This is a genomic window from uncultured Arthrobacter sp. (assembly GCF_947495145.1).
In the GTDB taxonomy this organism is placed as follows: domain Bacteria; phylum Actinomycetota; class Actinomycetes; order Actinomycetales; family Micrococcaceae; genus Arthrobacter_D.
The window spans coordinates 1-25424 of record NZ_CANLXP010000006.1 but is presented as its reverse complement, the minus strand read 5'-3'; the positions used below and the strand labels follow the sequence as shown (position 1 = coordinate 25424).

20 protein-coding genes, 1 tRNA gene and 1 other RNA gene are annotated in these 25424 nt (G+C 63.9%); 11 read left to right on the top strand and 11 right to left on the bottom strand.

The features are described 5' to 3' along the window. Positions 1-56 precede the first annotated feature (56 nt). The 3 genes from Q0877_RS05990 to ffs all read right to left on the bottom strand — a co-directional run bounded on the left by Q0877_RS05990 (position 57) and on the right by ffs (position 3968). A complete protein-coding gene (locus Q0877_RS05990) occupies positions 57-2897 on the bottom strand; it encodes a DNA polymerase III subunit gamma and tau (RefSeq protein WP_299166467.1) in 2841 nt (946 codons plus the stop codon). A gap of 9 nt (positions 2898-2906) precedes the next feature. Continuing rightward, a complete protein-coding gene (gluQRS, locus tag Q0877_RS05985) occupies positions 2907-3827 on the bottom strand; it encodes a tRNA glutamyl-Q(34) synthetase GluQRS (protein ID WP_299166466.1) in 921 nt (306 codons plus the stop codon). A 44-nt stretch (positions 3828-3871) separates the two neighbouring features. Then, an RNA gene (gene ffs, locus Q0877_RS05980) (signal recognition particle sRNA small type) lies at positions 3872-3968 on the bottom strand. A gap of 103 nt (positions 3969-4071) precedes the next feature. On the opposite strand from ffs, the gene Q0877_RS05975 reads away from it, so the two are divergent. After that, positions 4072-4156, top strand: a tRNA-Ser gene (locus Q0877_RS05975). Between the two features lie 62 nt (positions 4157-4218). On the opposite strand, the gene Q0877_RS05970 is transcribed toward Q0877_RS05975, so the two are convergent. Continuing rightward, positions 4219-5118 carry a diacylglycerol kinase family protein gene (locus Q0877_RS05970; RefSeq protein WP_299166465.1) on the bottom strand — a complete coding sequence of 300 codons (900 nt, stop codon included), beginning with the start codon at positions 5116-5118 and terminating at the stop codon, positions 4219-4221. Between the two features lie 198 nt (positions 5119-5316). Between Q0877_RS05970 and Q0877_RS05965 the strand changes: the two genes are divergently transcribed. Next, a complete protein-coding gene (locus Q0877_RS05965; protein ID WP_299166464.1) occupies positions 5317-6378 on the top strand; it encodes a ferredoxin reductase in 1062 nt (353 codons plus the stop codon). Positions 6379-6389: 11 nt separating this feature from the next. After that, positions 6390-7574 (top strand): acyl-CoA desaturase, encoded by a 1185-nt coding sequence (locus Q0877_RS05960; protein WP_299166463.1) that lies wholly within the window; start codon positions 6390-6392, stop codon positions 7572-7574. A gap of 36 nt (positions 7575-7610) precedes the next feature. Here Q0877_RS05960 and Q0877_RS05955 read toward each other — a convergent pair whose 3' ends face one another. Continuing rightward, a complete protein-coding gene (locus tag Q0877_RS05955) occupies positions 7611-8531 on the bottom strand; it encodes an oxygenase MpaB family protein (protein ID WP_299166462.1) in 921 nt (306 codons plus the stop codon). Between the two features lie 90 nt (positions 8532-8621). Here Q0877_RS05955 and Q0877_RS05950 point away from each other — a divergent pair, with 90 nt between their 5' ends. Next, on the top strand, positions 8622-9116 hold the full coding sequence (locus tag Q0877_RS05950) for a glutathione peroxidase (RefSeq protein ID WP_299166461.1): 495 nt from the start codon (positions 8622-8624) through the stop codon (positions 9114-9116). Here Q0877_RS05950 and Q0877_RS05945 read toward each other — a convergent pair. After that, positions 9113-9991 carry a hypothetical protein gene (locus Q0877_RS05945; protein ID WP_299166460.1) on the bottom strand — a complete coding sequence of 293 codons (879 nt, stop codon included), beginning with the start codon at positions 9989-9991 and terminating at the stop codon, positions 9113-9115. The genes Q0877_RS05950 and Q0877_RS05945 overlap by 4 nt on opposite strands. Positions 9992-10117: 126 nt before the next feature. Here Q0877_RS05945 and Q0877_RS05940 point away from each other — a divergent pair, with 126 nt between their 5' ends. Together Q0877_RS05940 and Q0877_RS05935 are read left to right on the top strand one after the other, a co-directional pair. Next, positions 10118-10744: a hypothetical protein gene (locus Q0877_RS05940; protein WP_299166459.1), complete on the top strand. Its 627-nt coding sequence runs from the start codon at positions 10118-10120 to the stop codon at positions 10742-10744. Next, positions 10737-12125 carry a multicopper oxidase domain-containing protein gene (locus tag Q0877_RS05935; protein WP_299166458.1) on the top strand — a complete coding sequence of 463 codons (1389 nt, stop codon included), beginning with the start codon at positions 10737-10739 and terminating at the stop codon, positions 12123-12125. The genes Q0877_RS05940 and Q0877_RS05935 overlap by 8 nt, the downstream gene beginning before the upstream one ends. Here the strand turns inward: Q0877_RS05935 and Q0877_RS05930 are convergent. Further along, entirely contained in the window at positions 12103-12672 is a 570-nt protein-coding gene (locus Q0877_RS05930) for a hypothetical protein (RefSeq protein WP_299166457.1), read from the bottom strand. The two genes, Q0877_RS05935 and Q0877_RS05930, sit on opposite strands and share 23 nt — an antisense overlap. A gap of 112 nt (positions 12673-12784) precedes the next feature. Here Q0877_RS05930 and Q0877_RS05925 point away from each other — a divergent pair, with 112 nt between their 5' ends. From Q0877_RS05925 to Q0877_RS05915, 3 genes are all read left to right on the top strand, one after another. Next, entirely contained in the window at positions 12785-13822 is a 1038-nt protein-coding gene (locus Q0877_RS05925) for a multicopper oxidase domain-containing protein (protein ID WP_299166456.1), read from the top strand. Between the two features lie 90 nt (positions 13823-13912). Beyond that, a complete protein-coding gene (locus Q0877_RS05920; protein WP_299166455.1) occupies positions 13913-14212 on the top strand; it encodes a type II toxin-antitoxin system VapB family antitoxin in 300 nt (99 codons plus the stop codon). Then, complete coding sequence (locus Q0877_RS05915) at positions 14205-14885, top strand: LytR C-terminal domain-containing protein (protein WP_299166454.1); 681 nt, start codon at positions 14205-14207, stop codon at positions 14883-14885. Before Q0877_RS05920 ends, Q0877_RS05915 begins: the two co-directional genes overlap by 8 nt. Positions 14886-14927: 42 nt before the next feature. Here the strand turns inward: Q0877_RS05915 and Q0877_RS05910 are convergent, their stop codons facing one another. From Q0877_RS05910 to aceA, 3 genes are all read right to left on the bottom strand, one after another. After that, positions 14928-15623 carry a DsbA family protein gene (locus Q0877_RS05910; protein ID WP_299166453.1) on the bottom strand — a complete coding sequence of 232 codons (696 nt, stop codon included), beginning with the start codon at positions 15621-15623 and terminating at the stop codon, positions 14928-14930. A 122-nt stretch (positions 15624-15745) separates the two neighbouring features. After that, positions 15746-17371: a malate synthase A gene (gene aceB / locus Q0877_RS05905; RefSeq protein ID WP_299166452.1), complete on the bottom strand. Its 1626-nt coding sequence runs from the start codon at positions 17369-17371 to the stop codon at positions 15746-15748. A 95-nt stretch (positions 17372-17466) separates the two neighbouring features. Further along, on the bottom strand, positions 17467-18786 hold the full coding sequence (aceA, locus tag Q0877_RS05900; RefSeq protein ID WP_299166451.1) for an isocitrate lyase: 1320 nt from the start codon (positions 18784-18786) through the stop codon (positions 17467-17469). A gap of 134 nt (positions 18787-18920) precedes the next feature. On the opposite strand from aceA, the gene Q0877_RS05895 reads away from it, so the two are divergent. Together Q0877_RS05895 and Q0877_RS05890 are read left to right on the top strand one after the other, a co-directional pair. Continuing rightward, positions 18921-20402, top strand: coding sequence for a helix-turn-helix transcriptional regulator (locus tag Q0877_RS05895; protein WP_299166450.1), 1482 nt, complete (start codon positions 18921-18923; stop codon positions 20400-20402). A 27-nt stretch (positions 20403-20429) separates the two neighbouring features. After that, positions 20430-20969, top strand: coding sequence for a CGNR zinc finger domain-containing protein (locus tag Q0877_RS05890; RefSeq protein WP_299166449.1), 540 nt, complete (start codon positions 20430-20432; stop codon positions 20967-20969). Positions 20970-21043: 74 nt separating this feature from the next. Here the strand turns inward: Q0877_RS05890 and Q0877_RS05885 are convergent, their stop codons facing one another. After that, positions 21044-25003: a S8 family serine peptidase gene (locus Q0877_RS05885; RefSeq protein WP_299166448.1), complete on the bottom strand. Its 3960-nt coding sequence runs from the start codon at positions 25001-25003 to the stop codon at positions 21044-21046. Between the last annotated feature and the right edge of the window lie 421 nt (positions 25004-25424).

Here is a 25424-nt window from a genome sequence, read left to right as displayed (position 1 = left end):
TGTAGGTGGTGCTTTGGAGTCAGAATCAGTTGGCCGGGCGGTGATGGACGGCACGGCTACTGGTCGAGGCTGCGCTCCTCGATGAGCCGACCGTTGAGGATTCGTTCGATGGCCTGGCGGCCGACCAGCCCGGACTCTTCGATGGTTTCGTCGTCGGCACTGGGAATGTCCTCGACGTAACTCAAGTCTACGGCTCCGGTAGGCCGCTCCTGCCGCTGCGGCCGGGCTGCTTCCGCCTTTGCGGCTTCGTCCAGCAGCTGCTGGTAGCGGCTTACCCGCGCCGGTGGTTCCTCCTCAAACGAGGGTTCCTCCGGCCCGGGATCGTCCGGGTCACGCGGCGGCTCGGCGGTCAGCCAGTCGTCTGCCGGCGCTGCTGGGCTGGAAGGAACGGGAACCTGCTCAACGGGAGGAACCTGCCGAGCCGGAGCCTGCTGAACCGGGGACTCCTGTGCCGATAGCTGTTGTGTCGACACCTGTTGGTCAGGCTTTCCCTGAGGGGACGCCTGCTGTGCAGGAATCTGTTGTGCAGCTACCTGCTCCGGCGATCCGTCAGCCGCTGTGAACTGACGGGGCTGCGGCGTGCTCGGCAGTCCCCAGGAGTCGTCCACTGCTGGAGTGGGTGTTCCCCCATCCGAGGGTGTCGAAGATGATCGGGCGCCGGACTGCTCCTGCGCCTTTGCCGGCTCATCCCGGCTGGTAGGTACTTTTGGGTCGGGTTCACCCGCTGCCGCGGCGCCGTCATGAATGGCCTCGATGGAGCAGTTCAGGCCGAGCACCTTGTTGATCGCCTGCTTGAGGTTGTCTGTGTGCTGGCCACGCTGGAACCCGAGCGCGTTGCCCTGCGACGCGAACGCCAGTGTGAGCTGGTTGTCGCTGAAAGACCGAGGCTTGGCGTCAGCGTTGACGTTCAGCCAGGTGCTGCGCTTGATGCGGGCAAGCTCGTCCATGATTTCCGGCCAGGCTCTGCGGATCATCTCAATCTGACCGGAAGCCTGTGCTGCCGGCGCGGCAGACTGCGCTGCTTGGCTCTGCGGCACTGGCGCCTGCTGCTGCGGTTGCTGTGGCGCCGGCGCCTGCTGCTGTGGCGCGGGGGCCTGTGCTCCCGATTGTTGCGGCGTAGGTGCCTTGGCCTCTGGCTGTCGCGCTGCCGGCACCTGGGCTTGTGGCTGCTGAGCCTGTGGGTGTTGCGGCGCGGGTCCCTGCTGCTGCGGTCGTCGCTCTGTGGGCGCCTGCTCCTGCGAGGGTTGCGTGGCGGGCGATATCGCCGCGTGCCGCTCGGGCGCGGCGGAGGAAGGGCGATGCTCGGCTCTGGGCGCATCGGAAGGCAAACCCCATCCGCCGCCCCAATCAGCAGCACCGGGTTCCTGTGCAGGCTCCGAGGCGCGCTCGAGCTTCTCTGCAGGAGCAGGAGCAGGAGCAGGAGCAGGAGCCGGAGCGGGAGCAGGATTCGCAGCCGGTGCGGTAGCTTCCTGCTGAGATCCGTTCGAGCGCTCGCCGGCGGTATCAACAGGAGCGGTACGGACGGGAGCGGGATCGACAGGAGAGGAGGACTCCGACGGGGATCGACCATCGACGGGCCCGCGGTCGGAGACCGGCTGTGCCGCCGCCGTGACCGGCTCTGTCGACGCCGACACCGGCTGTGCCGCCGCCGTGACCGGCTGTTGCACGGCCATGACAGGCTTTGCCGCTGAGGTCGGTAGGGCCGACGTCGTGCCGGTGCCAGGGAGGCCACTGGCGTAGCTGAGCCGGCGTTCGATGCGGTCGACGCGCGCGAGTGTGCCCTGCTCGGACTGATCGGCAGCGGGCAGCAGGACGCGTGCGCACAGCAGCTCAAGGTGCAGGCGGGGAGAGGTGGCGCCGGTCATCTCGGTCAGCGCTGTATTGGTGATATCTGCGGCACGCGAGAGCTCGGCTCGTCCGAGCTGCTGCGCCTGGGTGCGCATGCGGTTCAGCTGGTCATCCGGAATGCCACGGAGGATGGACGCAGCGGCATCCGGCACCGCATTCACAATGATCAGGTCGCGGAACCGTTCGAGCAGGTCCTCAACAAAGCGCCGCGGATCGTGTCCCGTTTGAATGACACGGTCGACAGCGCCGAAAACAGTGGCGGAATCGTCTGCTGCGATCGCGTCAACGACGTCATCGAGCAGGGAAGCGTGAGTGTACCCAAGCAGGGATACCGCCAGCTCGTAGTCCAGGCCGGACGCTCCGGCACCGGCCATCAACTGATCCAGCACCGACAGGGAGTCGCGAACAGAACCGCCGCCGGCCCGAACCACCAGAGAAAGAACCCCCGGTGCAACCGGGATGTTCTCCCGGTTGCACAGAAGTTCCAGGTACGCCATCAGCGGCTCGGGCGGAACCAACCGGAACGGATAGTGGTGGGTGCGGGAACGGATGGTTCCGATCACCTTGTCCGGCTCAGTGGTAGCGAAGATGAAGAGGATGTGCTCCGGCGGCTCTTCAACGATCTTCAGCAGCGCGTTGAAGCCCGCACTGGTGACCATGTGAGCCTCATCGATGATGAAGATCTTGTAGCGGTCGCGGACGGGAGCAAAGGTGGCGCGCTCGCGGAGGTCGCGGGCGTCGTCAACACCGCCGTGGGACGCAGCGTCGATCTCGATGACATCCAGGCTGCCTGAGCCGTTGCGGGCCAGCTCCACACAGCTGTCGCAGGTACCACATGGGACGGGTGTTGGGCCCTGCGCGCAGTTAAGGCAGCGGGCGAGAATGCGGGCAGAGGTAGTCTTTCCGCAGCCGCGCGGACCGGAAAAAAGATAGGCGTGGTTGACCCTGTTCTTGGAGATCGCCGTCATCAAAGGTTCGGTGACGTGCTCCTGGCCGATCACGTCGGAGAAGGTCTCCGGACGGTACCGGCGGTAAAGGGCTGTACTCACAGAAGAACTCTATCGGTTGGGCGGGACTGGAGCGGCATCGGTGGAGGACAGGTGGGAAGGGTCCACAATCCACGGTTCCCGAGGCAGCAATGCCGGGTCAAATGCAGCCAACGCAGCCTCCAGCGAGGTTTCAGGCAGGCCCAGCGAGCGCAGAATTACAGCCCTGATTTCCGCCGCTTCCCAGCCCTCCGCGGTGAGCGCTTCGAGGGTGACGGCGCCATCCCGCTTGGCCAGCCGGCGTCGTTCGGGGTTGAGCGCAAGCGGTACGTGCGCGTACTCCACCGACGGCAGCCCAAGCAGCGAGCCAAGGTACGCCTGCCGCGGCGCCGAGCTCAGCAGATCATCGCCCCGGACCACCTGGTCGATGCCCTGCTCCGCATCGTCGACGACGACGGCAAGGTTGTACGCGGGCACCCCGTCATTGCGGACCACCACGAAGTCGTCAACCGCACCGGTATATGGACCGTGAAGGACATCCCGGATGTCATAGCGCCCGACGTCGGTGACCAGCCGCAGTGCGGCCGGCCTCACCCGGCGGGCGGCTTCCCGTTCCGCCTCGGACAGGTTCCGGCAGGTGCCTGGGTAGTGGCCCGGGAGGACATGCGGAGCAGACGCTGCTTCGGCAATGTCGCGGCGCGTACAGAAGCACTCGAAAAGGCGCCCGTCGCGGCGCAGGCGGGCGACGGCGTCGTCGTAATAGGGCTGCCGCTCGCTCTGCCGCGTGACCGCGCCGTCCCAGCTGAGCCCGACGGCGGCAAGCTCGTCGAGCTGCGCATCCTCCGCTCCGGCGCGGACCCGGTCGAGGTCCTCGACGCGCAGCAGGAAGCGTCGGCCCGTGGAGCGGGCGAAAAGCCAGGCCAGGATGGCGGTCCGCAGGTTGCCCACGTGCAGCTCACCTGTGGGGCTGGGTGCGAAGCGTCCGGCGGTCACATGACTCCTTCAGGGATCACTGCAGGGAAGGTGCTGTCAGGGAACGTAAAGACCCCCCATGCACCTGCCAGAGCCCGCCTACCCTTGCTACCTTCCGGTCCTGGGGGAGTTCAACAGGATGACACCACATGAGGGGCCGCGTAATAGTCTACACAAACCGATGGGAGGGTTGCCCGCTCGGGCGGCTGCTCCCCGATTCGGCACATCAGGCATGTACGGGTATTCTGGAACCTGCTCCAAACAAGGAGGATTCGCCTAGCGGCCTATGGCGCACGCCTGGAACGCGTGTTGGGTTCACGCCCTCGGGGGTTCAAATCCCCCATCCTCCGCTTTTCCCACAGCACCCCGGTCCATGCGGCCGGGGTGCTGTGTTTTATGCCGTGGAAACGGTCTAGCCCACCACCGCCAGAGCACGGCGCTCGCTCCGAACCTTCACCACGGTGTGGGCAGGCGCCGACCGGACCTCGCCGTCAAGCTGGTAGGGAATGGGTTTGAGCGTCGTGAACTCGTAGTAATCCAGGCTGGGCTGGTCCCCGAGTCCCTTCGTCGTCGCGCGGAGTGCGCGGAGCAGGATCCGCCATTTCGCCTGGTGCGCGAAGGTGATGACTTCGAACTTGCCGTCCGAGGCGTCGTCGTCGGCTTCACTGAGCGTGGCGTATTTCGCCATCTGCGAGATGTTGGCGAAGACCAGGCTGTCGAACTTGCGGCGCTTCCCGTCCTTCTGACGGATCTCGAAGGGCCTGAACTTGGCGAAGGTCCGCACCACCGTGAACATTTCCTTGAAGGCGCCTTTGCTGCCCTTCTCGAGATCGATGGCCACAATCGGCGTCAGCCCAAACCCGATGTAGGAGTGGGCGTAAACGGATTCAACGTCAGCGCCGGCCTCGATGGTGATCTCCAGCAGGTCGATTCTGCGCACAGCACCCTCGGCAATGGCGTCAGCAAGAGGCTGCCGGCTGATCGTGCGATGGTGATCGTTGGCGTTGCCGGCCGCAAGCACGGCACTCACCGCGTCCGGATTGGAGCTGGCCATCACCCCGTTCACTACCTCGTTGTAGCCGCCGTCGCCACTCACCGAAACGACGAGGACTTTTCCGCCACGGTCGGCAGCGTTGCGTGCCAGTTCGACGGCATGACCGGCGTGATCGGTCGGCTGCAGTTCAATTTCCACCGAGTCCGGGAGGGACTGCTTGAGCTCCTGCTGCAGTTCGTCGGCCAGTTTCGGAGCATCTCCGGTGCTGTTCGGGTTGAAAATGATCGAGATGGCGTCGAATGTGTGGGTTGCGGTCATGAATGTCTCCGTCGGTTCTTCCCGCTGCCTGGAAGCGGACTCTAGAGTAATCGTAAGCCTGCTGAGTAAAGTATTCTTATAAGAATCCCATAGAAGCTTTACGTGCGGAGTCCACACTGGAAACTGCATTGGCCGTGACGGCCTGATATCTTCGGCCATGTGCCCGTCCTGTAAGGAGTTGCGATTGGACCTGCAGCGATGACACCGAGACCCAAGCTGAAACACGCTATCTCCGCCCTGACCACCCCGTTGGCGCCGGAAGATTTCCTGTCGCTGTTCAACCCGGTCTTTTCGGCCCGCCAGTTGCGCGGCGTGGTCACGAAAGTGGTGCCGGAAACGGCCGACTCAGTGACTATCCACTTCCGCCCGGGTCGGGGCTGGAAAGCCCACCGTGCGGGACAATGGGCGCGAATCGGCGTCGAGCTGGACGGTGTCCGCCACTGGCGCTCATACTCCCTCAGCACTGCCGCCGGGCAGGATCCCGCGATCACGGTGACTGACATGGGTGCTGTCTCAGGCGTCCTGGTCCGGGAGACCAAGCCGGGGGATGTGCTGTTCCTGGCTCCGCCGCAGGGCACTTTCGTGCTCCCCGACAGGCCTCGGCCGCTGCTGATGCTGACGGCGGGCAGCGGCATCACGCCGGTTATGTCAATGATCCGCACGCTGGTTCCCCGCCGCCCCGACTCGGATGTTGTCCTGATCCATTCAGCACGGACTCCGCTGAAGAGCCTGTTCATCGAGGAACTGCGCGAACTCGCGGACCAGTTCCGCCAGTTCAGGGTCAAGCTGTGGTTCACCTCCGAGCACGGCCGTATCGACTTCTCCTCCACAGCCGAATTGGACCGGCTCTGCGAGGACTGGAGGGATCGGGCGGCCTACGCCTGCGGCCCTGAGGAGTTCCTTGAGAGTGCAGAGTCGCTCTGGGAAAAGCAGGCGAAGCTCCCTGCCGGAACCCTGACGATCGAACGGTTCAGCACAGCCCTCGCCGACGGAACGGGGAACGACGGTGGTCTGGTCACCTTTGAGGCTTCAGACCGGGAGGTCGAGGCTGACGGTGATACACCGCTCCTTGAGGTCGGCGAGGACGCGGGGCTGCTCATGCCGAGCGGTTGCCGCATGGGCATCTGCCACAGTTGCCTGCTCCCGCTCCGCGCGGGACAAGTCCGGGACCTTCGTACCAACGAAGTACATGGAGACCCCGGTCAGCTAATACAAACGTGCGTTTCGGCGGCAGCCGGACCGGTGAACCTCGATATCTAAGGAGTGAGGGTATGACAGACCTCGTAGAACAAGTGTCAGAGGACACGGCCGTTGAAAAGCCGGCTCCCCGACGACGCCCCGGTGCGCTCGCGGACACGGGCCATCCGCTCGTTCGTCCGCCGGCCGCCGCGCACCTCTCGGATGAGCAGGTCGCGGAGCTTGGCCGTGAGCTGGACGCCATCCGCGACGAGGTGCTGGCCCGCCGCGGCAAGCACGACGCCGCGTACATCCGCCGGGTAATCAAGGCCCAGCGCGCCCTTGAGTTCGGCGGACGCGCAGCGCTACTGGTAAGCCGGAACAAGGCTGCCTGGGTGGCGGGAACAACCATGCTGAGCTTCGCGAAGATCCTGGAGAACATGGAGCTCGGCCACAACATCCTCCACGGCCAGTGGGACTGGATGCGTGATCCGGACATCCACTCGACCACCTGGGAATGGGATTTTGTTACCCCGGCGCGCTCCTGGCAGCACACGCACAATGACCTGCACCACCGCTGGACCAACGTCGTGGGCAAGGACCGCGACGTCGGCTACAACCTGCTGCGGATGGACGATGACCAGCCGTGGAAGCCCTTCAACCTGGGCAACCCGCTGTATAACGCCATCCTGGCGCCGGTCTTTGAGTGGGGCATCGCCCTGTATGACCTGGAGCTGCCCGAGTACAAGGAAGGCCTCAAGTCCAAGGAAGCCATGCGCAAGGACCTTCGCGCACTCGGGCTGAAGGCCGCGAAGCAGTTCGGCAAGGACTATGCTGCGACGCCCGCGGTTGCCATGCTGACCGGCTCAGGCAAGCAGGCGCTGATCGGTACGCTGACGGCCAATGCGGTGCGTAACGTGTGGGCACACGCAGTCATCTTTTGCGGACACTTCCCGACAGGTGCCGACACCTTCACGGAGGAAATGGTCGACGGCGAAACCCGCGGCGACTGGTACGTGCGCCAGATGATCGGGTCGGCCAACATCTCCGGCTCAAAGTTCATGCACCTGATGACAGGCAATCTGTCACACCAGGTCGAGCATCACCTGTTCCCGGACCTGCCGTCGAACCGCTACCACGAGGTGGCGCCGAAGATCCGGGAAATCTGCGCCCGCTACAACCTGCCGTACACCACCGGTCCGCTGCTCAAGCAGGTCGGCTCCGCCTGGGCGAAGGTTTTCCGGTTGGCAATGCCGGATCGGAAGCCCGCGACCAGCTGAGACCTGTTGTCCAGGGCCAGCTAGCGCACGAATACTTCAGACGCCGTCCGGCGGGTGCAGTTCCCGCACCCGCCGGACCCGGCGAAGAGCGGCGGCCTCGCTGGGCCCCTGCCGGCCAAGGCCGAGTTTCAGCACCCCAAGTACCAGTAGAACCGCCGGCTTGACGGGCAACCGCACCGGTCCGATGTGCGGTAGCGACAGCCCGAGCAGCTCCCGTTGCCGCGGAGTCAGCGTGGCCACCGCACCGGCGAACAGCACCCGGTAGCCCACGCGCTGCGACCGCGGGAGCGGTGGATGCTTGATGTAGGTCAGCGCGTCCTGGACCTGGTGGCTGGAGGTAAGTTCGTCGTCGTACGCGGCAAGCTGCGAGCGCAGCTCGGCCACGCTTCGCGGCGGGTCAGTCACTCCCATCAGTTCACCGGCCACCGCCCACTGGTCAACATACTTATCCGCGCCGCCCGGGAATTTCAGCCCGTACTGCTGGTGAGCGCTGAGGAAGGCGTCGGTGAAGGCCAGGTGCACCCAGCGCAGCAGGTGCGGATCGTTGGCAGTGTAGGAATGTTCGACGCCGCGGGCATCCACATACGTTCCGGCCACCTTCTCGTGCAGGCGCAGCACCCATCCCGAAGCGCTGCGTGCTGCGTCGGTGGACCCGTAGGTCACCGTGAAGATCCAGCGGATCGTGTTGGCCAACCGGCCAAGCGGGTCCTCACGGAAGTTCGAATGCGCATACACGCCCGCCATTGCGCCGGGGTGCAGCGCCTGCAGCAGGAGGGCACGGATGCCGCCCACCGTGGGGGTCATGGAGCTGTGGACCGCCCAGACGGCAGATCCTGGAGCGAAATAGCCGGCGTCGTCGCCCTCGGCTAGCTGCTCGGTCCAGGCAGGCGGCTCGGCACCTGTGCCGGTGAAGGTGTTCTTGAGTTCGATGCGAAGCCGGGAGATGGGTGACGCCATGGCATTAGTATGCAGGTTCAACCCGTGCGTCCCATCCAGGGCGCAATTGCCAACGAATCTGAAGTAGGAAATCAGCAGCAAGGAGCATCAGTGTCCCCGCAGAACCTTCACGACATCCCGCTGACCATGATCGACGGTAGCGAGCGAAGCTTCGGCGATTTCCGGGGCAAGACCGTGCTGGTGGTGAACGTCGCGTCGCAGTGCGGTTTCACTCCGCAGTACGCGGGCCTGGAAGAGCTCTACCGGAAGTACGCGGACCGCGGTTTGGTGGTGCTAGGCGTACCCAGCAATCAGTTCATGGGGCAGGAACCGGGAACTGAAGCAGACATCCAGGCTTTCTGTTCCATGAACTTCGGCGTGACTTTCCCCCTGACCACCAAAACCGACGTCCGCGGCCGCAACCAGCATCCCCTCTACGGCGAGCTGACCAAATTCAAGACGGGCACGTTGCCGGGACTTGTGAAATGGAACTTCGAAAAGTTCCTGGTGAACGACGCCGGAACAGTGGTTGCGCGGTTCGCCCCCACAGTGGAGCCGGACTCCGAGGAGATCGTGGCGGCGATCGAGAAGGCACTGCAGGGTTAGGCGGGGGAGACCGCCGTTTCTGCGCAGCGCAGCAGGAAGGCTGCGCCGGCGTCGTCGTGGGTCAGTTCACCTTCGGTGAGGACAGGGTAGGGCTTCTCCGGGACGCCGTCGGCGGGCCGCACATCGACGTGGGCAACGCTGTAACCGTGCTCGTGCAGGTAGTCAGCCATGGCGTAGTCGGTTCGCGAGTCACCGACGGTCCGCCAGACGTGCGGAATGTCGCCGTCAATCAGGCGCAGCGCCCGCTCCGCGCCGAGGTCCTTGCCCACGCGGACCGATTCGATGTCGGTGGAGATGATGGTGGGATCCACCCGGTAGTCGACGCTGTCGTCACTGTCCGGCAGGTGGTGCGCGAGGCGGCAGACGCCCATGTCGAAGTGCTGCATGATCTCGAGTACTGCGGCGTCGAAGGGCCCCTGCCGGTCGAGATAATCCTCGTTCCCGACGTCGAGGCGCTGTTCGATGGACACCATGGCGCGCTTGGTCTCGTCGAAGAACATGTGGTCGGCGAACTTGTCCTCGACCAGGCGCCGCACCTCGTTTCCAAACTCTTCCGGGAGCGCGAGGGCATCATCGACCTGGACATCGGTAGGGCCGTCGGAGGTGAAGCTGAACCAGGTGGCGCCCTTCTCGCAGATGGCATGGAAAGTGATGCCCGCGGGAATGCCGGCGGCCAGCATCGGCTGCATGACTTCTTTCCGGATGAACTCGTCCGACCGCCCGGTGTTGAAGATGACCGGCCATCCGGCCGCAGCCAGGGCGATGAGCGCATCAATGATCTCCCGCCGTACGGTTCGCGAAACGGGGCTGGCAACCGGCCCGTCGACGTCGAGCAGCAGGCCGATGGGAGCGGATTCGGGGGCAGAAGTTGTCACCGACCCAGTATCGGCGCTCGGGGCGCCGGCGGTGAAATCCGTGACGGTTTCCCATGCAGGGTTTCCCCAAGGTCTGGAGATAACACTGAATTCCTGCAGCATCCACGCACGATATAGAGGCGAGTAATGGCGATAGAAAATATCGCGCTGGCCGAGCAGGATGCGGCTGACCTAATGCCTGGGGAGGCAGCCGACCGTCCCATCGGACTCACGCGACGAGTATTTGGCATTTTGATAGGCACCGGTGCACTGGGCACCGCAGCGGGCTGGGGGATAGTCTCCGCCGCCGGTGGCACCGAGGAGGTTCCGACGTCGTTCGGAACCGTACGGATTGCAGCCGCCGAACGGCAGGCCCGCATGGGCGGTGCAGTCGGCGGTCACGCAAGTAGCGCAGGCCACGGCGCCGCTCCGCCCGGCGCCTCGGCCCAACCGTTCAACCACACCTGGGGCGAACACCTGGCCGTGAAGCTCGACGTCCGCAACACCTCAGAGCGCAATGTGCTGTTCGCGCCCGGGCAATTGCGCCTGCTTGTCAGCGACACGACGACGGTCACCAACCGCGCAGCCGACGTCTCCAAGATCCTGCTGACCGCCGGCGCACTCCGCAGCCTCTGGATCAGCTTCCTGGTTCCGAGCGGCGTCTCCGGCCTCGCAGCCCAATTCACCGACCCGTGGGGTGGCCCGGCTCCGCTGGCGCTGGCACTTCCCCGGATATCCCTTCGACCCGGCTCCCTGGAGGACAACCATGGCTGAGCAGTTGCCTCCCGAGATACTGGCCCGAGGGGATCTCCTCAAGCTCGGCGCGGCTGCCGGGTTGGGGTTTGCGGCGTTGCCGCTGATTCAGCCCTCTGCTCCGAGTCAACGGGCTGCGCGGACGCCGATTCCGTTGGCGCTCGCTGCGTTGCCCGGTGTGCTGGACGTCTACATCAATGAGGGCTACCTGAAGATGGTCGACGACACGCTTGTTTACCACCGCGGGTTCGGCAGCCGGCCTACCGACGTCGACGATCCGGATCCAAGCCTCACCATGGATCCGACCGTCATCACCGCTACGGGTGACGTGGTTCCCAGCCGCACGTATCCGCTCGATGCCGCTGTACCTCCCCGCGGCACGCCCGAGCCGCTGCGGGCCGACGAGGCCAACCCCGGCCAGTACTTTATCCGCCGCAACTACTGGGCGAGCTACTTCCCACAGCGGACAATCATCGCCGAGCTGGGAAGTGAAATCCGGCTGCGCATCCAGAACCGGTTGAGCAAGCCCCACACCCTGACGGTTTTCGGAGCAGGGCCCGACGGCGGTGACCTCACCACCGGCGCCATTGCTCCGGACTCCGTGGCAACCCTTGATTTCCCCTGCCCGCCGCCCGGGACGTACATCTTCGCGGATCCGACGAACGCGCCGGTTGAACGGGTGCTGGGTCTGTTCGGGGTGCTGGTGGTGATGGATCCCGAGCACCAGTGGGACATTGCCGAGGACCGTGCAACGTTCGAGCGGCAATGGCTGTGGATCACCCATGCGGTGGAATCGCGCTGGGCTTCGATGGAAGCCTCGGGCCAGACCGTCAATCCGGCAACAACCAGGGCGGTGCCCCGCTACTTTACGTTGAACGGGCGCAGCGGTTTCGAATCGCTCGGTATTACGTTCGACGACGCCGTCAACCTCGCCACCGAGGAGGAGACGCTGATCTCCGGCTACCCCCGGCAGCTCGACGTACGCCAGTTCGGTGAGGGAGCCGAGGCAGGGACGCTTCGCGGCGGCCAGTTGGTGCGGCTCGTCAACCCGGGAATCGTCTTCCATCAGATGCACTTCCATGGGAATCATGTCTGGACCGTCCGCCGCAATGGCGTGGACTGGCCGCGGCACGAAGGGTATGTGGACAGCGACGGCCATGTGGTCCTCCAGCAGTGGGAAGACGTTGTCGAACTTGAAACAATGGACCGCAAGGACATCATCATCCCGATCAAGCGGCCGCCGGACGCAATCGATCCCGTCTGGTTCGCCCGGACCACGGACTGGGTTTACCCCATGCACTGCCACGCCGAGCCGTCCCAGACTGCCGCCGGAGGTATGTACCCCGGTGGCCTCGTTGCCCACTGGACCTTGAAGGGCCCTAACCCAGGAGCCACGCCGTGAGTATCTTCAGCCGCAAACGAACCGACCGCCGCTCCATCCGGGGGATCGAGAGAGCACAGGAACGCGACGAGCGCCGTCGTCGGGATGAAGAGCGGCGGCGTGAAGCGGAACGTCGCCGGGAAGCCTCGGAGCGTCGCAGGGAAGACAGGCGGCGCCGTGAAGCCGCGGAGCGTCGTCGGGAGGAAGAACGACGGCGGGAGGCGGCGGATCGACGTCGGGAAGAGGAACGGCGTCGGGAAGAGGAACGGCGTCGGCGTCGCCGCCCGAGCGCGAAGCCCAGCGCGACCACGAAACCCAGCGCGACCACGAAACCCAGCGCGACCACGAAGCCGAGCGCAACCACGAAACCCAGTGCGACCACGAAACCCAGTGCGACCACGAAGCCGAGTGCTTCGCCGACGCCCAGTGCGACGTCGTCGTCTGCGTCTGCAAGTGCCACCGCCACCGCGACCGCCTCGGAAACCGCCACAGCCAGCGCGACCCCCTCCGAGTCGGGAACTCCGTCGACGACGGCAGAGCCTTCGACAACGGCAGAACCGTCGGCCACAGCCGAACCTACCGAGCAGCCGGGCCCGGTCGTCGGACCGGAGCCGACGCTGAGCCACCGGTTCCAGAGCCAGGTCGACTTCAGTTCGGACCAACTGGAGGTGGAGGACCCGGTGACGGAGTTCCTCCAGGCGGCTGCTATCTCCGTCGAGTTCGATGTCCATAGCCGGGACCTCGTGATGGACGACGGCGCCGAGTTCGAGATGTGGAGCTTCGAGGACGAACGGTACGAGCGGGGTTTCCCCGGGCCAACGTTGCGGGTCCAGGAGGGGAGGGTCTTTCATGCCACAGTGCACCCGAGCAAAGGCCCCCACACCATCCATTGGCATGGCATGGAACCTGATCCGCGGAACGACGGGGTGGGCCACACATCTTTCGAAGTGGACGGGCAATACACCTATCAGATGCAGCCCGAAGCGGGCCGTCCCGGCGATCCCAACTACGGCGCTGCGGGGACGTACTTCTATCACTGCCACGTCAATACGCCGCTCCACGTCCAGATGGGAATGTTCGGGCCGCTGGTGATCGATCCGGTAGTGCACCCGGACTACCCCGTGAGCCCTGGCGCTCGCCGTGCTTTTGTGGACGGACCGGAGTATGACATTGAGACAGAGGCGCTGTTCGCTCCCTACTGTGTGGATCCTCGCTGGCATGAGATGAACCACGCAGACGGACTCTCCGGGGACGACGCCGGTCTCAACCGGTTCGAACCTCGGCATTTCTACCTGCTGGGCGGTGAACTGGCACGGCGTCCGGCAGGCAGGGAACGGGTGTGGAGCCTTTCCAGCCTGCGCGCCAACGTTGCGGGCGGCACCCGCAAGCCGACGCTGCTGAGGACGGTGAATGCCAACTACCTACCCAATATGGTGACCATCACCGATGCCACAGGGGCGGAAGCAAAGATTGCGGAGCTGATCTCCCATGACGGACGTCCGTTCCGGGACACCTCCGTACCGGGAGCGCCGTCGCCCAGCTGCCAGGACTCCGGGTACCCGTTGATGACAAGCAGGCTGGCGTACGGTGCGGCTGAACGGTACGACATGCTGCTCCATCCGCCGACACCGGGCAGGTACTACCTGCGCGTCGACTGGGAGGACTGGATTACGGGCGCTGTGATCGCAACACGCACCATCCCGATCGACGCCACCTGACGGAGTTTCGCCGGTAACTCTTTGGCGACGACGGAAGCGCCACCAGAGCGTCACATTCCATTGCGACGTGATCTTGCCTAGGCTGTGTTGGTGATCTTCAAAGCAGTGAGCGATGGACGCCCCTACCCCGACCATGGACACGTGACGCCCAAGGACTGGGCCGGCGTAGCCCCGCGCCAGGTCCGGCTGGACGAACTCGTGACCACCAAAACCACCCTCGACCTCGAGGCGCTACTGGCAGAAGATTCCACTTTCTTCGGTGACCTCTTCCCACATGTGGTCCAGTGGAAGAACACCCTCTATCTCGAAGATGGGCTGCACCGGGCCGTGCGTACCGCACTCCATCAGCGCACCATCCTGCACGCACGTGTCCTGGTCATCGATGGCTAGGACCGGTAAACGCAAGCCGATCCGGTCGAAGAAGAACCCGATCGAGTGGCACGGTCACCGCATTGTCACCGAAAACGATCTCGAAACGGTTTTCGCCGACGACGGCAATGTGGAACGCCCGCACATCTATATGCGCAGGCTTCGCCACGGTGTGGTTCTGGTGCTGCTCCTCGCACTGCTGACCGCGGCCGTGCTCTTTGCGCTTGCCCTCGCACGCGGTGACATCCAGCTGACGGCCAGCGAACCATCGCCCAGCCCGGTGAGTGCGTGCCCGGCCGGGCCGTTCAACCTCGTTGACCCGGCCACCATCACCGTGAACGTGCTCAACAGCACCAGCATCGCCGGCCTCGCGGGCAACGCTTCGGCTGCACTCGAAGAGCGCGGCTACACCGTAAGTGCCATCGGGAACCGGTCGGTCGCGCAGACCAACATGACGGCAATCGTCGTTTCAGGGCCGGCCGGGTACGCCCAGGCTTTCACCCTCCAGCGGACCATCCCCGGAACCGTCTATGTCGAAGACGAGCGCCCGGACGCCACCGTGGACGTGGTTCTCGGCTCCGAGTATGAGGCGCTGGTGCCGGCCGAAGAAATTAACGCCGAACCGGGCGGGCTGGTGTGCGAACTGCCGTCCACAGCGAGCCCCACGCCCGCGCCGTCGTCGGCTGCTCCGTAGGAACGGAACCGCAGAAAACGACGACGACGCGCGGCCGGCTTGCTAGCAGCCGTCCGGTCCGCAGACCTCGCCGTCGGGGGACGTGGACACGGGGATCAGCGGATGGGCTTCCTGCCACGCCTGATCCAGCGCCTGGCGGAAGAGCTCGACGGGCTGCGCGCCGGAGATGCCGTACTTCCGGTCAATCACGAAGAACGGGACGCCGCTGACACCGAGGGTCTGTGCCTCGTTGATGTCTCTTCGTACGTCGTCTGCGAAGCGATCGCTGGCCATGGTGTCCCGAACCGACTGCTCATCGATGCCGAGGTTGTTGCCCAGCTTCACGAGCACGTCGGTATCGGAGGTGTTCAGACCCTGCTCGAAGTGCGCCGAGAGGATGGCTTCCTTCGCTTCGTTGCCTTTATCGAGCGACTTCGCGAGGTGCAGGAACCGGTGGGCGGGGAAGCTGTTGCCGACAACCACGGCGTCAAAGTCGAACTTCACGCCGACGTCCGCCGCTGATGAGGTGAGCTGGTTCCACATCTGGCGGACCTGCTCGGGAGCGATTCCCTTGCGTTCGGAGAGGTACTGCTGTTCGGTGCCGTCGTAGTGCTCGGGAAGGTTCGGGTCGAGCTGGAAGCTCTTCCAGGTCACTTCAACGCTCTCCTTGTGCGGGAACTCGGCAAGGGCTTTTTCGAAGCGGCGCTTGCCCACAAAGCACCAGGGGCATTTGACGTCAGACCAGATTTCAATGTGCATACCTGTTCCAACGGAAGGGGCGCGGCGCGCTATTCCCGTCCCAGAAGTCCACGTTGAGTTGGCAAGACACACCCCTTTTGCGCGCGCATTAGGGGCGTGTCCTGCCAATTCAATGGGAGGAGCTAGCGCTGCAGAGCCAGAACCGGACGCTGCCCGGCGCAGAGGTGCCGGGTGTAGGCGGGGAGGGTGAGGAATTCGGGGAAGTCCTCGCGGAGGGCCACTTCCTCGAAGAGCCTCCGTGCGTCGTCATAGCGATCATCATCGAAGCGGGGCAGCCGCTCGAACTCGTCGTCCAACAGCTGTTCCACCCACTCGCGGGTGATGATCTCACCCGTGTCGGTTACCGCTTGAACGCGAATCCACTGCCAGATCTGCGAACGGGAGATTTCCGCGGTGGCGGCGTCCTCCATCAGGTTCTTGAGCGTCACCGCGCCGTGGCCGCGCAGCCAGGTCTCAAGATAGCGGACGCCTACCGTCAGGTTGGTCCGGATGCCCGCTTCCGTGATGAGCCCCTGCGTGCCGGTGAGGTTGATGAGGGCGCGGTCATCGGGCACTACGTCCGTGCGCTGGCGCTCCAACTGGTGAGGACGGTCGCCTAGCACCACGTCGAACACGGCACGGGCCACCGGAACCAGATCAGGGTGTGCCACCCAGGCGCCGTCGAAACCGTCGCCGACCTCACGCGACTTTTCGGTGCGGGCTTGCTCGCGGGCGATGGCGTTGATGGCGTCATCCCGTCGGCTGGGAACGAATGCGGCCGGGCCGCCGATGGCATGGGCACCGCGTCGATGGCACGCGCGCACCAGCTGTTCGGTGTAGGCGCGCATGAACGGAGCGGTCATGGTGACCATGGTTCGGTCAGGCAGGACAAACCGGGGGCCACGGAGACGGAAGTTCTTGATCAGCGAGAAGATGTAGTCCCACCGGCCGGCGTTCAGGCCGGAAGAGTGTTCGCGCAGTTCGTAGAGAATTTCCTCCATCTCGAAGGCGGCGGTGATGGTCTCGATGAGAACTGTGGCGCGGATGGTGCCGCGGGGGATGCCGAGCAGCTGCTGGGAGCGGATGAAGATGTCGTTCCACAGCCGGGCTTCGAGGTGGTTCTCAAGCTTCGGCAGGTAGAAGTAGGGTCCGCGGCCGGAGTCTATGAGCCTGTGGGCGTTATGGAAGAAGTAGAGGCCGAAGTCCACGATGCTGCCCGAGATCGGTTCGCCGTCGACCAGCAGGTGCTGTTCCGGCAGGTGCCAGCCCCGCGGACGCACGACGACGGTGGGCAGCTTCTCGCCAAGCCGATACTCCTTGCCCTCTTCGGTGGTGAAGTCGATGCGGCGTCGCAGCGCGTCGTGCAGGTTGAGTTGTCCATTGATGACGTTGGGCCAGGTGGGGGTCAGCGAATCTTCAAGGTCTGCCAGCCAGACGTTTGCCCCGGAGTTCAGGGCGTTGACCGTCATCTTGCGGTCCACCGGTCCGGTGATTTCGACCCGGCGGTCCTCCAGACCGGGAGCCGGCGGCGCGACCCGCCAGCCGCCGTCGTTCCTTATATGTGCGGTGTGCGCCAGGAACCGCGGGTCCTCCCCGCGCGCGATCCGGTTGCGGGCTTCCCGGCGGCGCTGGAGCAACTCCTGGCGGCGGGGCTCCGCGAAGGCGTGGAGCTCGCGGAGGAAGTTCAGCGCTTCGGGGGTAAGGATTTCGTCCTCGCGGGGGACAGGTGGTGCGGTCAGTGTGATGCCGTTGAGGCTGGTGATGTTCATGGAAGGTGCTCCTTCAAAAGCTTGCGTCGAGTTGGCAGGACACGCCCCGAATGGGTGCCGATAAGGGGTGTGTCCTGCCAACTCAAGGGGAGGGGTTAGGAGAACTGCTGGGTCTCGGTGGAGCCGGCGAGGGCGAGGGTGCTGCCCGTGGGGTTGAGGGCGCTTGCTACCTGGTCGAAGTAGCCGGTGCCGACCTCGCGCTGGTGGCGCGTTGCGGTGTAGCCGCGTGCTTCGGAGGCGAATTCCTTCTCCTGAAGCTCCACGTAGGCGCTCATGCCTTCGGTCGCGTAGCCGTGGGCGAGGTCGAACATCGAGTAGTTCAGCGCATGGAATCCGGCGAGGGTAATGAACTGGAAGGTGAATCCCATGGCGCCGAGCTCACGCTGGAATTTGGCGATGGTCGCGTCGTCGAGGTGCTTGCGCCAGTTGAAGGACGGCGAGCAGTTGTAGGCGAGCATCTGGTCCGGGAACTCGGCCTTGACGGATTCCGCGAAGCGCCTGGCCAGACCAAGGTCCGGGGTGCCGGTCTCCATCCAGATCAGATCGGCGTAAGGAGCGTATGCGTGTGCCCGGGCAATGCACGGCTCGATGCCGTTGCGGACCTCGTAGAACCCTTCCGGTGTGCGTCCTCCGGTAAGGAACGGACGGTCCCGCTCATCGACGTCGGACGTGAGAAGTGTCGCCGCTTCCGCGTCAGTCCGTGCCACGATGACCGACGGCACGCCGGCGACGTCGGCCGCCAGCCTCGCCGCGTTCAGCGTGCGGACATGCTGCTGCGTGGGAATCAGGACCTTGCCGCCAAGGTGCCCGCACTTCTTCTCGGACGCCAGCTGGTCTTCCCAGTGCACGCCCGAAGCACCGGCGGCGATCATCGACTTCATGAGCTCGAACGCGTTGAGCGGGCCGCCGAAACCGGCCTCGGCGTCCGCGACGATAGGCACGAGCCAGTCTTCGACTGACTGAGTCCCTTCCGCCCACTCGATGTGGTCCGCACGCTGAAGCGCGTTGTTGATACGCCGCACCACCTGCGGAACCGAGTTGGCCGGGTAGAGCGACTGGTCGGGATACGTCTGGCCGGAAAGATTGGCGTCAGCGGCAACCTGCCAGCCGGACAGGTAGATTGCTTTCAGCCCCGCCTTCACCTGCTGCACAGCCTGGTTGCCGGTCAGCGCACCGAGTGCGTGGGTGTACTCGCCAGTCTGCGCCTGGGTGGTGAGCTGCTGCCACAGCTTTTGTGCGCCACGGCGGGCAAGCGTGTGTTCCTCCTGAACACTTCCGCGAAGGCGTACGACGTCGGCAGCCGAGTAATCACGCTGGATCCCTTCCCAGCGCGGATCAGCTGCCCACTCAAGCTCGAGTTCGCGCACTGCTTCGGTGCGGGTGTTGCTGCCTGGGGTTCCGGCTTCCTGCGTCATTGCGTTTCTCCTTCCGGGAGGCGTCTATGCCTCTGCGGTAATTACGTGGCGAAATCAACGATTCAGCATCCTTCAACCCTTCAACTAGAGCAAACCTCTGGAAAGAAACGCGTTTCTTCGCGTATGGTCAAGAAATGACGACTTCCAGCTGGAATCGCACCCGGCAGCCCGAAACCGAGTCAGTCGCCGAAGGTGAGGACGCGATCAGCCTTGGCCGTCGCCTGCGGCACCTCCGCAAGAGCCGGCGCATGACGCTGGAGGAGCTGGGCGCCGTCGTCGGGACTGCGCCTTCCCAGCTCTCGCTGATGGAGAACGGCAAGCGTGAACCCCGGCTGGGCATGCTGCAGTCGCTCGCGAAGGCGCTCGGGGTGAGCATCGACCAGCTGCTCGGTGCGGAACCGCCCAGCCGGCGCGCTGCGCTTGAGATTTCGCTGGAACGCGCGCAACGCGGCCCGCTGTACGAGTCACTCGGCCTGCCGAAGGTCCGCACGTCGGCGCGGCTACCGATGGAGGCGCTGGAGGCGCTGGTGGGGTTGCAGGCGGAGCTCGAACGCCGGTTGAATGAGCAGGTCGCAACGCCCGAGGAGGCCCGCCGTGCCAACGCCGAACTCCGCGGCCTCATGCGGCGGCAGAACAACTATTTCACGGATATCGAGGCGGAGGCGCAGAAGGTCCTTGCGTCCGTCGGACATACCAGCGGCCCGCTCTCGCAGCACCTCATCGCCGACATCGCTGCGCACCTCGGCTTTACGCTGCACCATGTGGGGGACCTGCCGCATTCCACCCGTTCAGTGACGGATCTGAAGAATCGGCGCATCTACCTCACACAGTCGCAGCGGACGGACCACGACCCGCGGTCCGTCCTGCTCCAGGCCCTTGGCCACTACGTGCTGCAGCATGAAACACCCGAGAATTATCGTGAGTTCCTGAGGCAGCGGGTGGCTACCAACTACTTTGCGGCGGCGCTCCTGCTGCCCGAGAAAGCCACGGTCGATTTCCTCCAGGCGGCTAAGTCAGCCAAGGAGATCGCGGTCGAGGACGTTCGGGATGCGTTTGCCGTCTCCTACGAGACCGCGGCCCACCGGTTCACCAACCTCGCAACCCAACACCTCGGCATCCCCACCCATTTTCAGAAGACCCACCAGAGCGGGATCATCTATAAGGCCTACGAGAACGACGGCGTAACCTTTCCGCAGGACCACACCGGCGCCATTGAGGGTCAGCCCTCCTGCAGGAAGTGGACCTCCCGGGTGGTGTTCGATGTTCCGGACCGCTTCTCCGCCTACAGCCAATACACCGATACGCCGAGCGGCACCTACTGGTGTACCGCCCGCACCGAGCGGGCCGCTGCCGGCGAGTTCTCCCTCAGCGTCGGCGTGCCGTATGCGCACGTGAAATGGTTTCGCGGACGCGATACCTCCATCCGTGGTGAGTCCCGCTGTCCGGAGGAATCATGTTGCAAGCTGCCGCCGTCGTCGTTGGCCGGCGAGTGGTCAGGCTACGCCTGGCCCAGCGCGCGTGCGCACTCTCACCTGCTCGCTGCCATGCCGCCGGGCGCATTTCCGGGCGTGGACGAGACCGAGGTGTACTCCTTCCTGCAGGCGCACTCGGGCTAGTCTGGAGCGAGACTGACAGGAGCCACCATGCTTTTTGCCAATGACACCGAAGAGGGGCTGCGGAGCGCCGCCGCGCTCGTGAATACCGAGGACGGCGAACAGCTCCCCGACGTTGACTCGCTGGTCCGGTTTGCCCGCGACTGGAACTGGACCGGCAACCTGGCGCTCGACTACGCAGAGCTCGACGCCGTCCGTCATTTGCGCCCCCGCCTGCGGGCGCTCTGGGGTGGGAGCGAGGACGCGGTGGTCGAGGCGGTGAACGCGCTGCTGCGTGAGTTCAGCGCCCTGCCGCAGTTGGTCCGTCACGATTCCTGGGATTATCACATCCATGCAGTGCCGCGGGAGGCTCCGCTTTCGGCGCGCATGGCAGTCGAGGCGGCAATGGCCTTCGTCGATCTGGTGCGGAGCAAGGAGCTGAGTCGGGTGCGGACCTGCGCGTCGCCGGACTGCGGGAACGTACTGGTGGATCTGTCGAAAAACCGGTCCCGGCGGTTCTGCGAATCCGGTTGCGGGAACCGGGCTGCGGTGGCGGCGTATCGCGCGAGGCTGGCCGAGAAGGCCGGGTAGCGTCGCATGTAAGACGAAAGTGGCGGCCGCCCGTTTCCGGGTGACCGCCACTTTCTATTGGCTATTGCTTACCCTTACGGGTTGCAGCCGCCGTTCTCCTCGACATAGGTGTCAAGGCGCTCGATGAATGCTGCCATGGCATCACGGGCCACTGGCTGCAGACGCTTGTACTCACCGTCGGGCCAGCCGGTGGTGATTTCGTTCTCCGCCATCCAGGAAATTTCGCGGTGGAAGAGGTCATCTACCGGTACGTCCGGGAACGGAGGCTCCTGCGGTGCAACGTATTCCTCGGCGTCAGCGATGTTGCAGTACAGGCCCGAGAACCTGTTCATGAAGGCAGCCATCGCATCACGGTTGACCGGGGATAGGCGGCGATACGTGAATGTTCCGTCATCCTCCTCGTAGCCTTCCGTAAGCCCTACCGACTCCATCCAGGTGATCTCCTTGTAGAAGAGATCGGTAGTCGGCACGTCCGTGAACGGAGAAACCGTTGGCGCGGAGAAGGCCGGCTCGCCTGCGAGACGGTAAAGGAACGCCGCCATCGCATCGCGGTTGATCGAGGCCAGCGGGCGGTAGGTGCCATCCGGGTAGCCCGTGGTGAGACCCTCGTCAGCCAGCCAATTGATCGCATCCTCATGCAGGTTGCCCGGCACATCGGGGAAACGCAGAAGGTCAACCTGGATGGGAACAATTTCATCCTTGGTGTCGGTGGCGTTGTGGTGATGCAGGAAGACAGCGTTCGCCTCCGTGATGCCACGTTCCCGGTTAACTTCAATCGTTGCACCGTCCACGTCGAGGAACGATGTGGCGGGGGTTTCGCCCGTGAACCATAGAGCCGGTTCGGTGACGTTGAAGCCAATCCAATCGGTCTGGTCCACCGGTCCAAGCGACTCGCCGTCAGGGTCAACATTGAACGCGCTGAAGGTCGAGACCCTGTAGCTGATCGGTGCTGATGCCGTCAGATCGAGACCCAACGCTGCGGCGGGGAACGGGAAGGTAATCACATTCGTGTCGAAGGTGTTTGTGTCCACGTCGCCAAAGACGCCGTTTCCGTAGGTCTGCGCGAGCAGCACCGGCACACCATCCTCGTCCTCCACGAGCTGTCCTTCGGCATCGAGTGCATAGACGTCGAAGATGATCAGGTCAAGACCGTCGGCGCGGCCGGTGAAGCCCACGAAGTCAGCTGCGCCGTCGCCATCGGTATCGAATTCAACCTCTACCGAGTTGTTTCCTGCCAGTTGAGGCCAGTTCTGCCACGTGCTGATACCAATGTTCAGCAACCCTGGAGTCTCTGCGCTTGAGGGATCATCGCCAGCGGCGATCACCGCAGGCACGGTTGACGCCGCACCTACAGTGCGCAGGTCCAGCGAATACAGGGACTCCAACGGACGCTCATCGGCTCGAGGGCTTTCCGTTCCCAGCACGAGTGGCGACACGAGTGATGTGTAGTTAGCAGCGCCTTCACCTTGGCTCAGGCCTCGTCCCTCAAGGGTCACCAGCGTGTCCATGGTCTGCGCATCTGCGAAGTCGATCCTGGGGCCAGCGCTCATTTCTGAGGTTGGCTTCGGAGCCGAGTACACAGGCACGCGCAACGTGTTCTCTCCTTCGAGCTGAATGCGCCCTGAAACGTCCGCAAGGAACTGCCGAGGTGCCCCTAGTTGAATAACTTCCGCTGCGGGATCGATGGTTTTCGCAAGTTCTGCTGGGTCGTCGATCTGCAGCGTAACGTCCAGCGTTGCTGTTCCATTTCCGAAGACGTCGAACGCATCAGGATCGCCCTCAACGGGCACCTGAGGGACAACAGTGATTTCGACACCAGGCATCGTGGATGCCTGAAGGTAGGAAGCCGTGTAACGCTTCACAACATCGGACTTGTTCTCAACGGTAATCTGTCGAACTTCGGTTACGGGCTCGGATCCGAGCTCCATTACACCGAAATTGACTGAGCCCAGCGCCTGGTCATCAGCAGCATAGGCGATCACTGGCGTATCCAGTGCGTCTACGGCATCGACGCGACCTGACCCGACGCGATTGGGTGCATACTCTATGCCGTCAGCCGTCAAGAGATCGGTTGTTGCGGTGTTCATGATCATGTTCTTGACTTCGTATGGGTTGAAGTCTGTTGCGGCAACCACCAGGGCAGCGATGCCTGCGGTGTGGGGCGCCGCCATGGAGGTACCGCTCTTGACGGACGCTCCATCGCCGGTTCCAACCTGCACGGAGCCAATCGATACGCCAGGTGCGGCAACGTCCGGCTTCACTACACCGTTCGAGCCGTGGACTCCACGCGAGGAGAAGGCAGCCAGCGTGTCCAGCGCATTTGATAGCCCGGTTGCGGTGGCCTGAAGGTCGGCATCGAGACGAATATCCAACTCGCCAGCCTCAGCTGCAGGATCCAGCCGTTCGGAGAACTCACGGTTGAACTGGACGCCGGGAATGGTTGCGTTTCCGGCGATTCCGGCATCGAAGATGTCGCGCGGGGAGTTCAGGACAACGCCTGCGCCACCAGCCTGCTCAACGTTGTTGAACCGTGCACCGGAGGGGCAGGGCAAGGGACTGCCGGAAACTTCCCACTCCAGCCAGACCCATTGGCCGTCGAAAGTACCTGCAGGGTAGGTCTCACATCCGAACGGGTCCAGACCCTCGCCTGGCTTCACTACCGTACCCGTGAGCACGGCAGGGTCGGCGGAAGCGTAATCAAAGTTGACGCTGTATTGGCCAGCAGCCGTACCCGCAACATCTTCAGGTGCGAGCACTTCAACAGCATCAAGCGTGATCTGTGAACCTACGCTGGCAGCTACGGTCAGCGCTGACTTGGCGCTGCCAGGTGAGCCCCCGATGTCGTAGATATCGCCGTCGTTTCCGGCGGAGACTACGGAAAGGACACCCAACCCAGTCAGGGCGTTCACAATGTCATTCTCAGGATCGTCGTAGGCTGGGAAACTTGAGCCCAGGGACATGTTGACAACCTGTGACGCGTCGTCGAAAACGCCGTCCTGGTTGGGATCGAGCACCAGGTCGAGTGCCTGTCCAACAACAAGACTGGAGCCCTCGCAACCAAACACGCGTAGTGCAACGATGCCGGACTCGGGAGCTGATCCCGGGCCGATTTTCATCTCGTTGACCTGCTCCGCTGTCAGTTGGTTGTATGCGCCGTCGAAGGTGGTGCCGTCAGCGTTGACGCCATATCCTGACGAGGTTCCGGCAACGTGGGAGCCGTGGCTCTGGCAATCCATGGGGTTGGCGTCCGGCTGCGGGATGAGATCCGCGGCTTCGGTGGACGCTGCGTTGTAGTTATCGCCTACGAGGTCCCAGCCGCCCTTGTACTTGGCGGGATCATACCAATCTTCGTTGGGCGGCGTGGTGGGCAGGTTCGCCTCAGGAGCGCTTGCGGCTTCAAATGTCGCGATCTCTCCGTCGCCACCAAAGCCCGCGTGGGTGTAGTCCAGGCCGGTGTCCAGAACGGCGATGGTGACACCTTCACCGGTTTCGTCCCGCTCGGTCCACGCGTTCAGCGAGCGGGTGTCAATATCCGCGCCCTTGTTGCCCGGAGTTTTGGGTACGATACCAGTGATCTTGACCACGTCAGGGCGGGCGGCAAGAGCCCTGATGGCTTCGGCATCGCCTTGGATCGCCACACCGGGAATGGTGTTCGTAGTGGTGTAAAGCTGCGAGGCTGACGCCTCGGCAGCAACCTCATCTGCCTGTGACTGGATGTCGGCGCGAATGCCAAGAACCTGGTCCGCAGTAGGGATGGGCTCAGAATCACCGGCGACAACCGACAATGGCTGCGTCTGTTCGAAGGCACCTTCGCCTGAGAACTGGATGTAAGCGGCGACTTGTCCGGCGGTGTCCCGAAATCTCGGTGCGATCTTCAAATCGGCTGAAGGTTGGACTTGCAGGCCTTCAGCTGTGGGAGCGCCATCCGGCGCTTCGACAGCCGAAGCAGGCGCCCACATGCTGGAAGCTAGGACGAGACCGGTCAGCGATGCCAACACAGCCTTCCCCGAGCCCCGGCGGTATGACTTGCTCATGCTTCTCCTTAGTCAGGATCAGTCAAGGCCATACCGCTTGAGTCCATTCCTAGCCCCCCGCAGCACTGCTGGCACGGCCGAGACCGGTGTGAGTGAATTCCATGTGTTGCGATGGGTGCCAGCAGAGATGTGAAGCCTGTAGGGCTTCACCCTTACAGCTTTATGTGTCGGCGGTCACAAGTCAACGGATTTGGTTGGTTCGGCAAGGCAAATAGTCAAACTCTTTGGCAGACGGCCTTAGCCTTGATCCACCGATGAGGGTTTGGTTGTCTCCGGCGTTTTAAACACGAAATGCCCGTCGTTTCGGGGAAAATTGGACTTACCACAGAACCAATTACCCGAAGTCGAAGGACATCTCGTAGATGCAAGTTTCCCATAGATCCGCCGCCGCGTCAGTTGCCTTCGACGAACCGAATCTCGT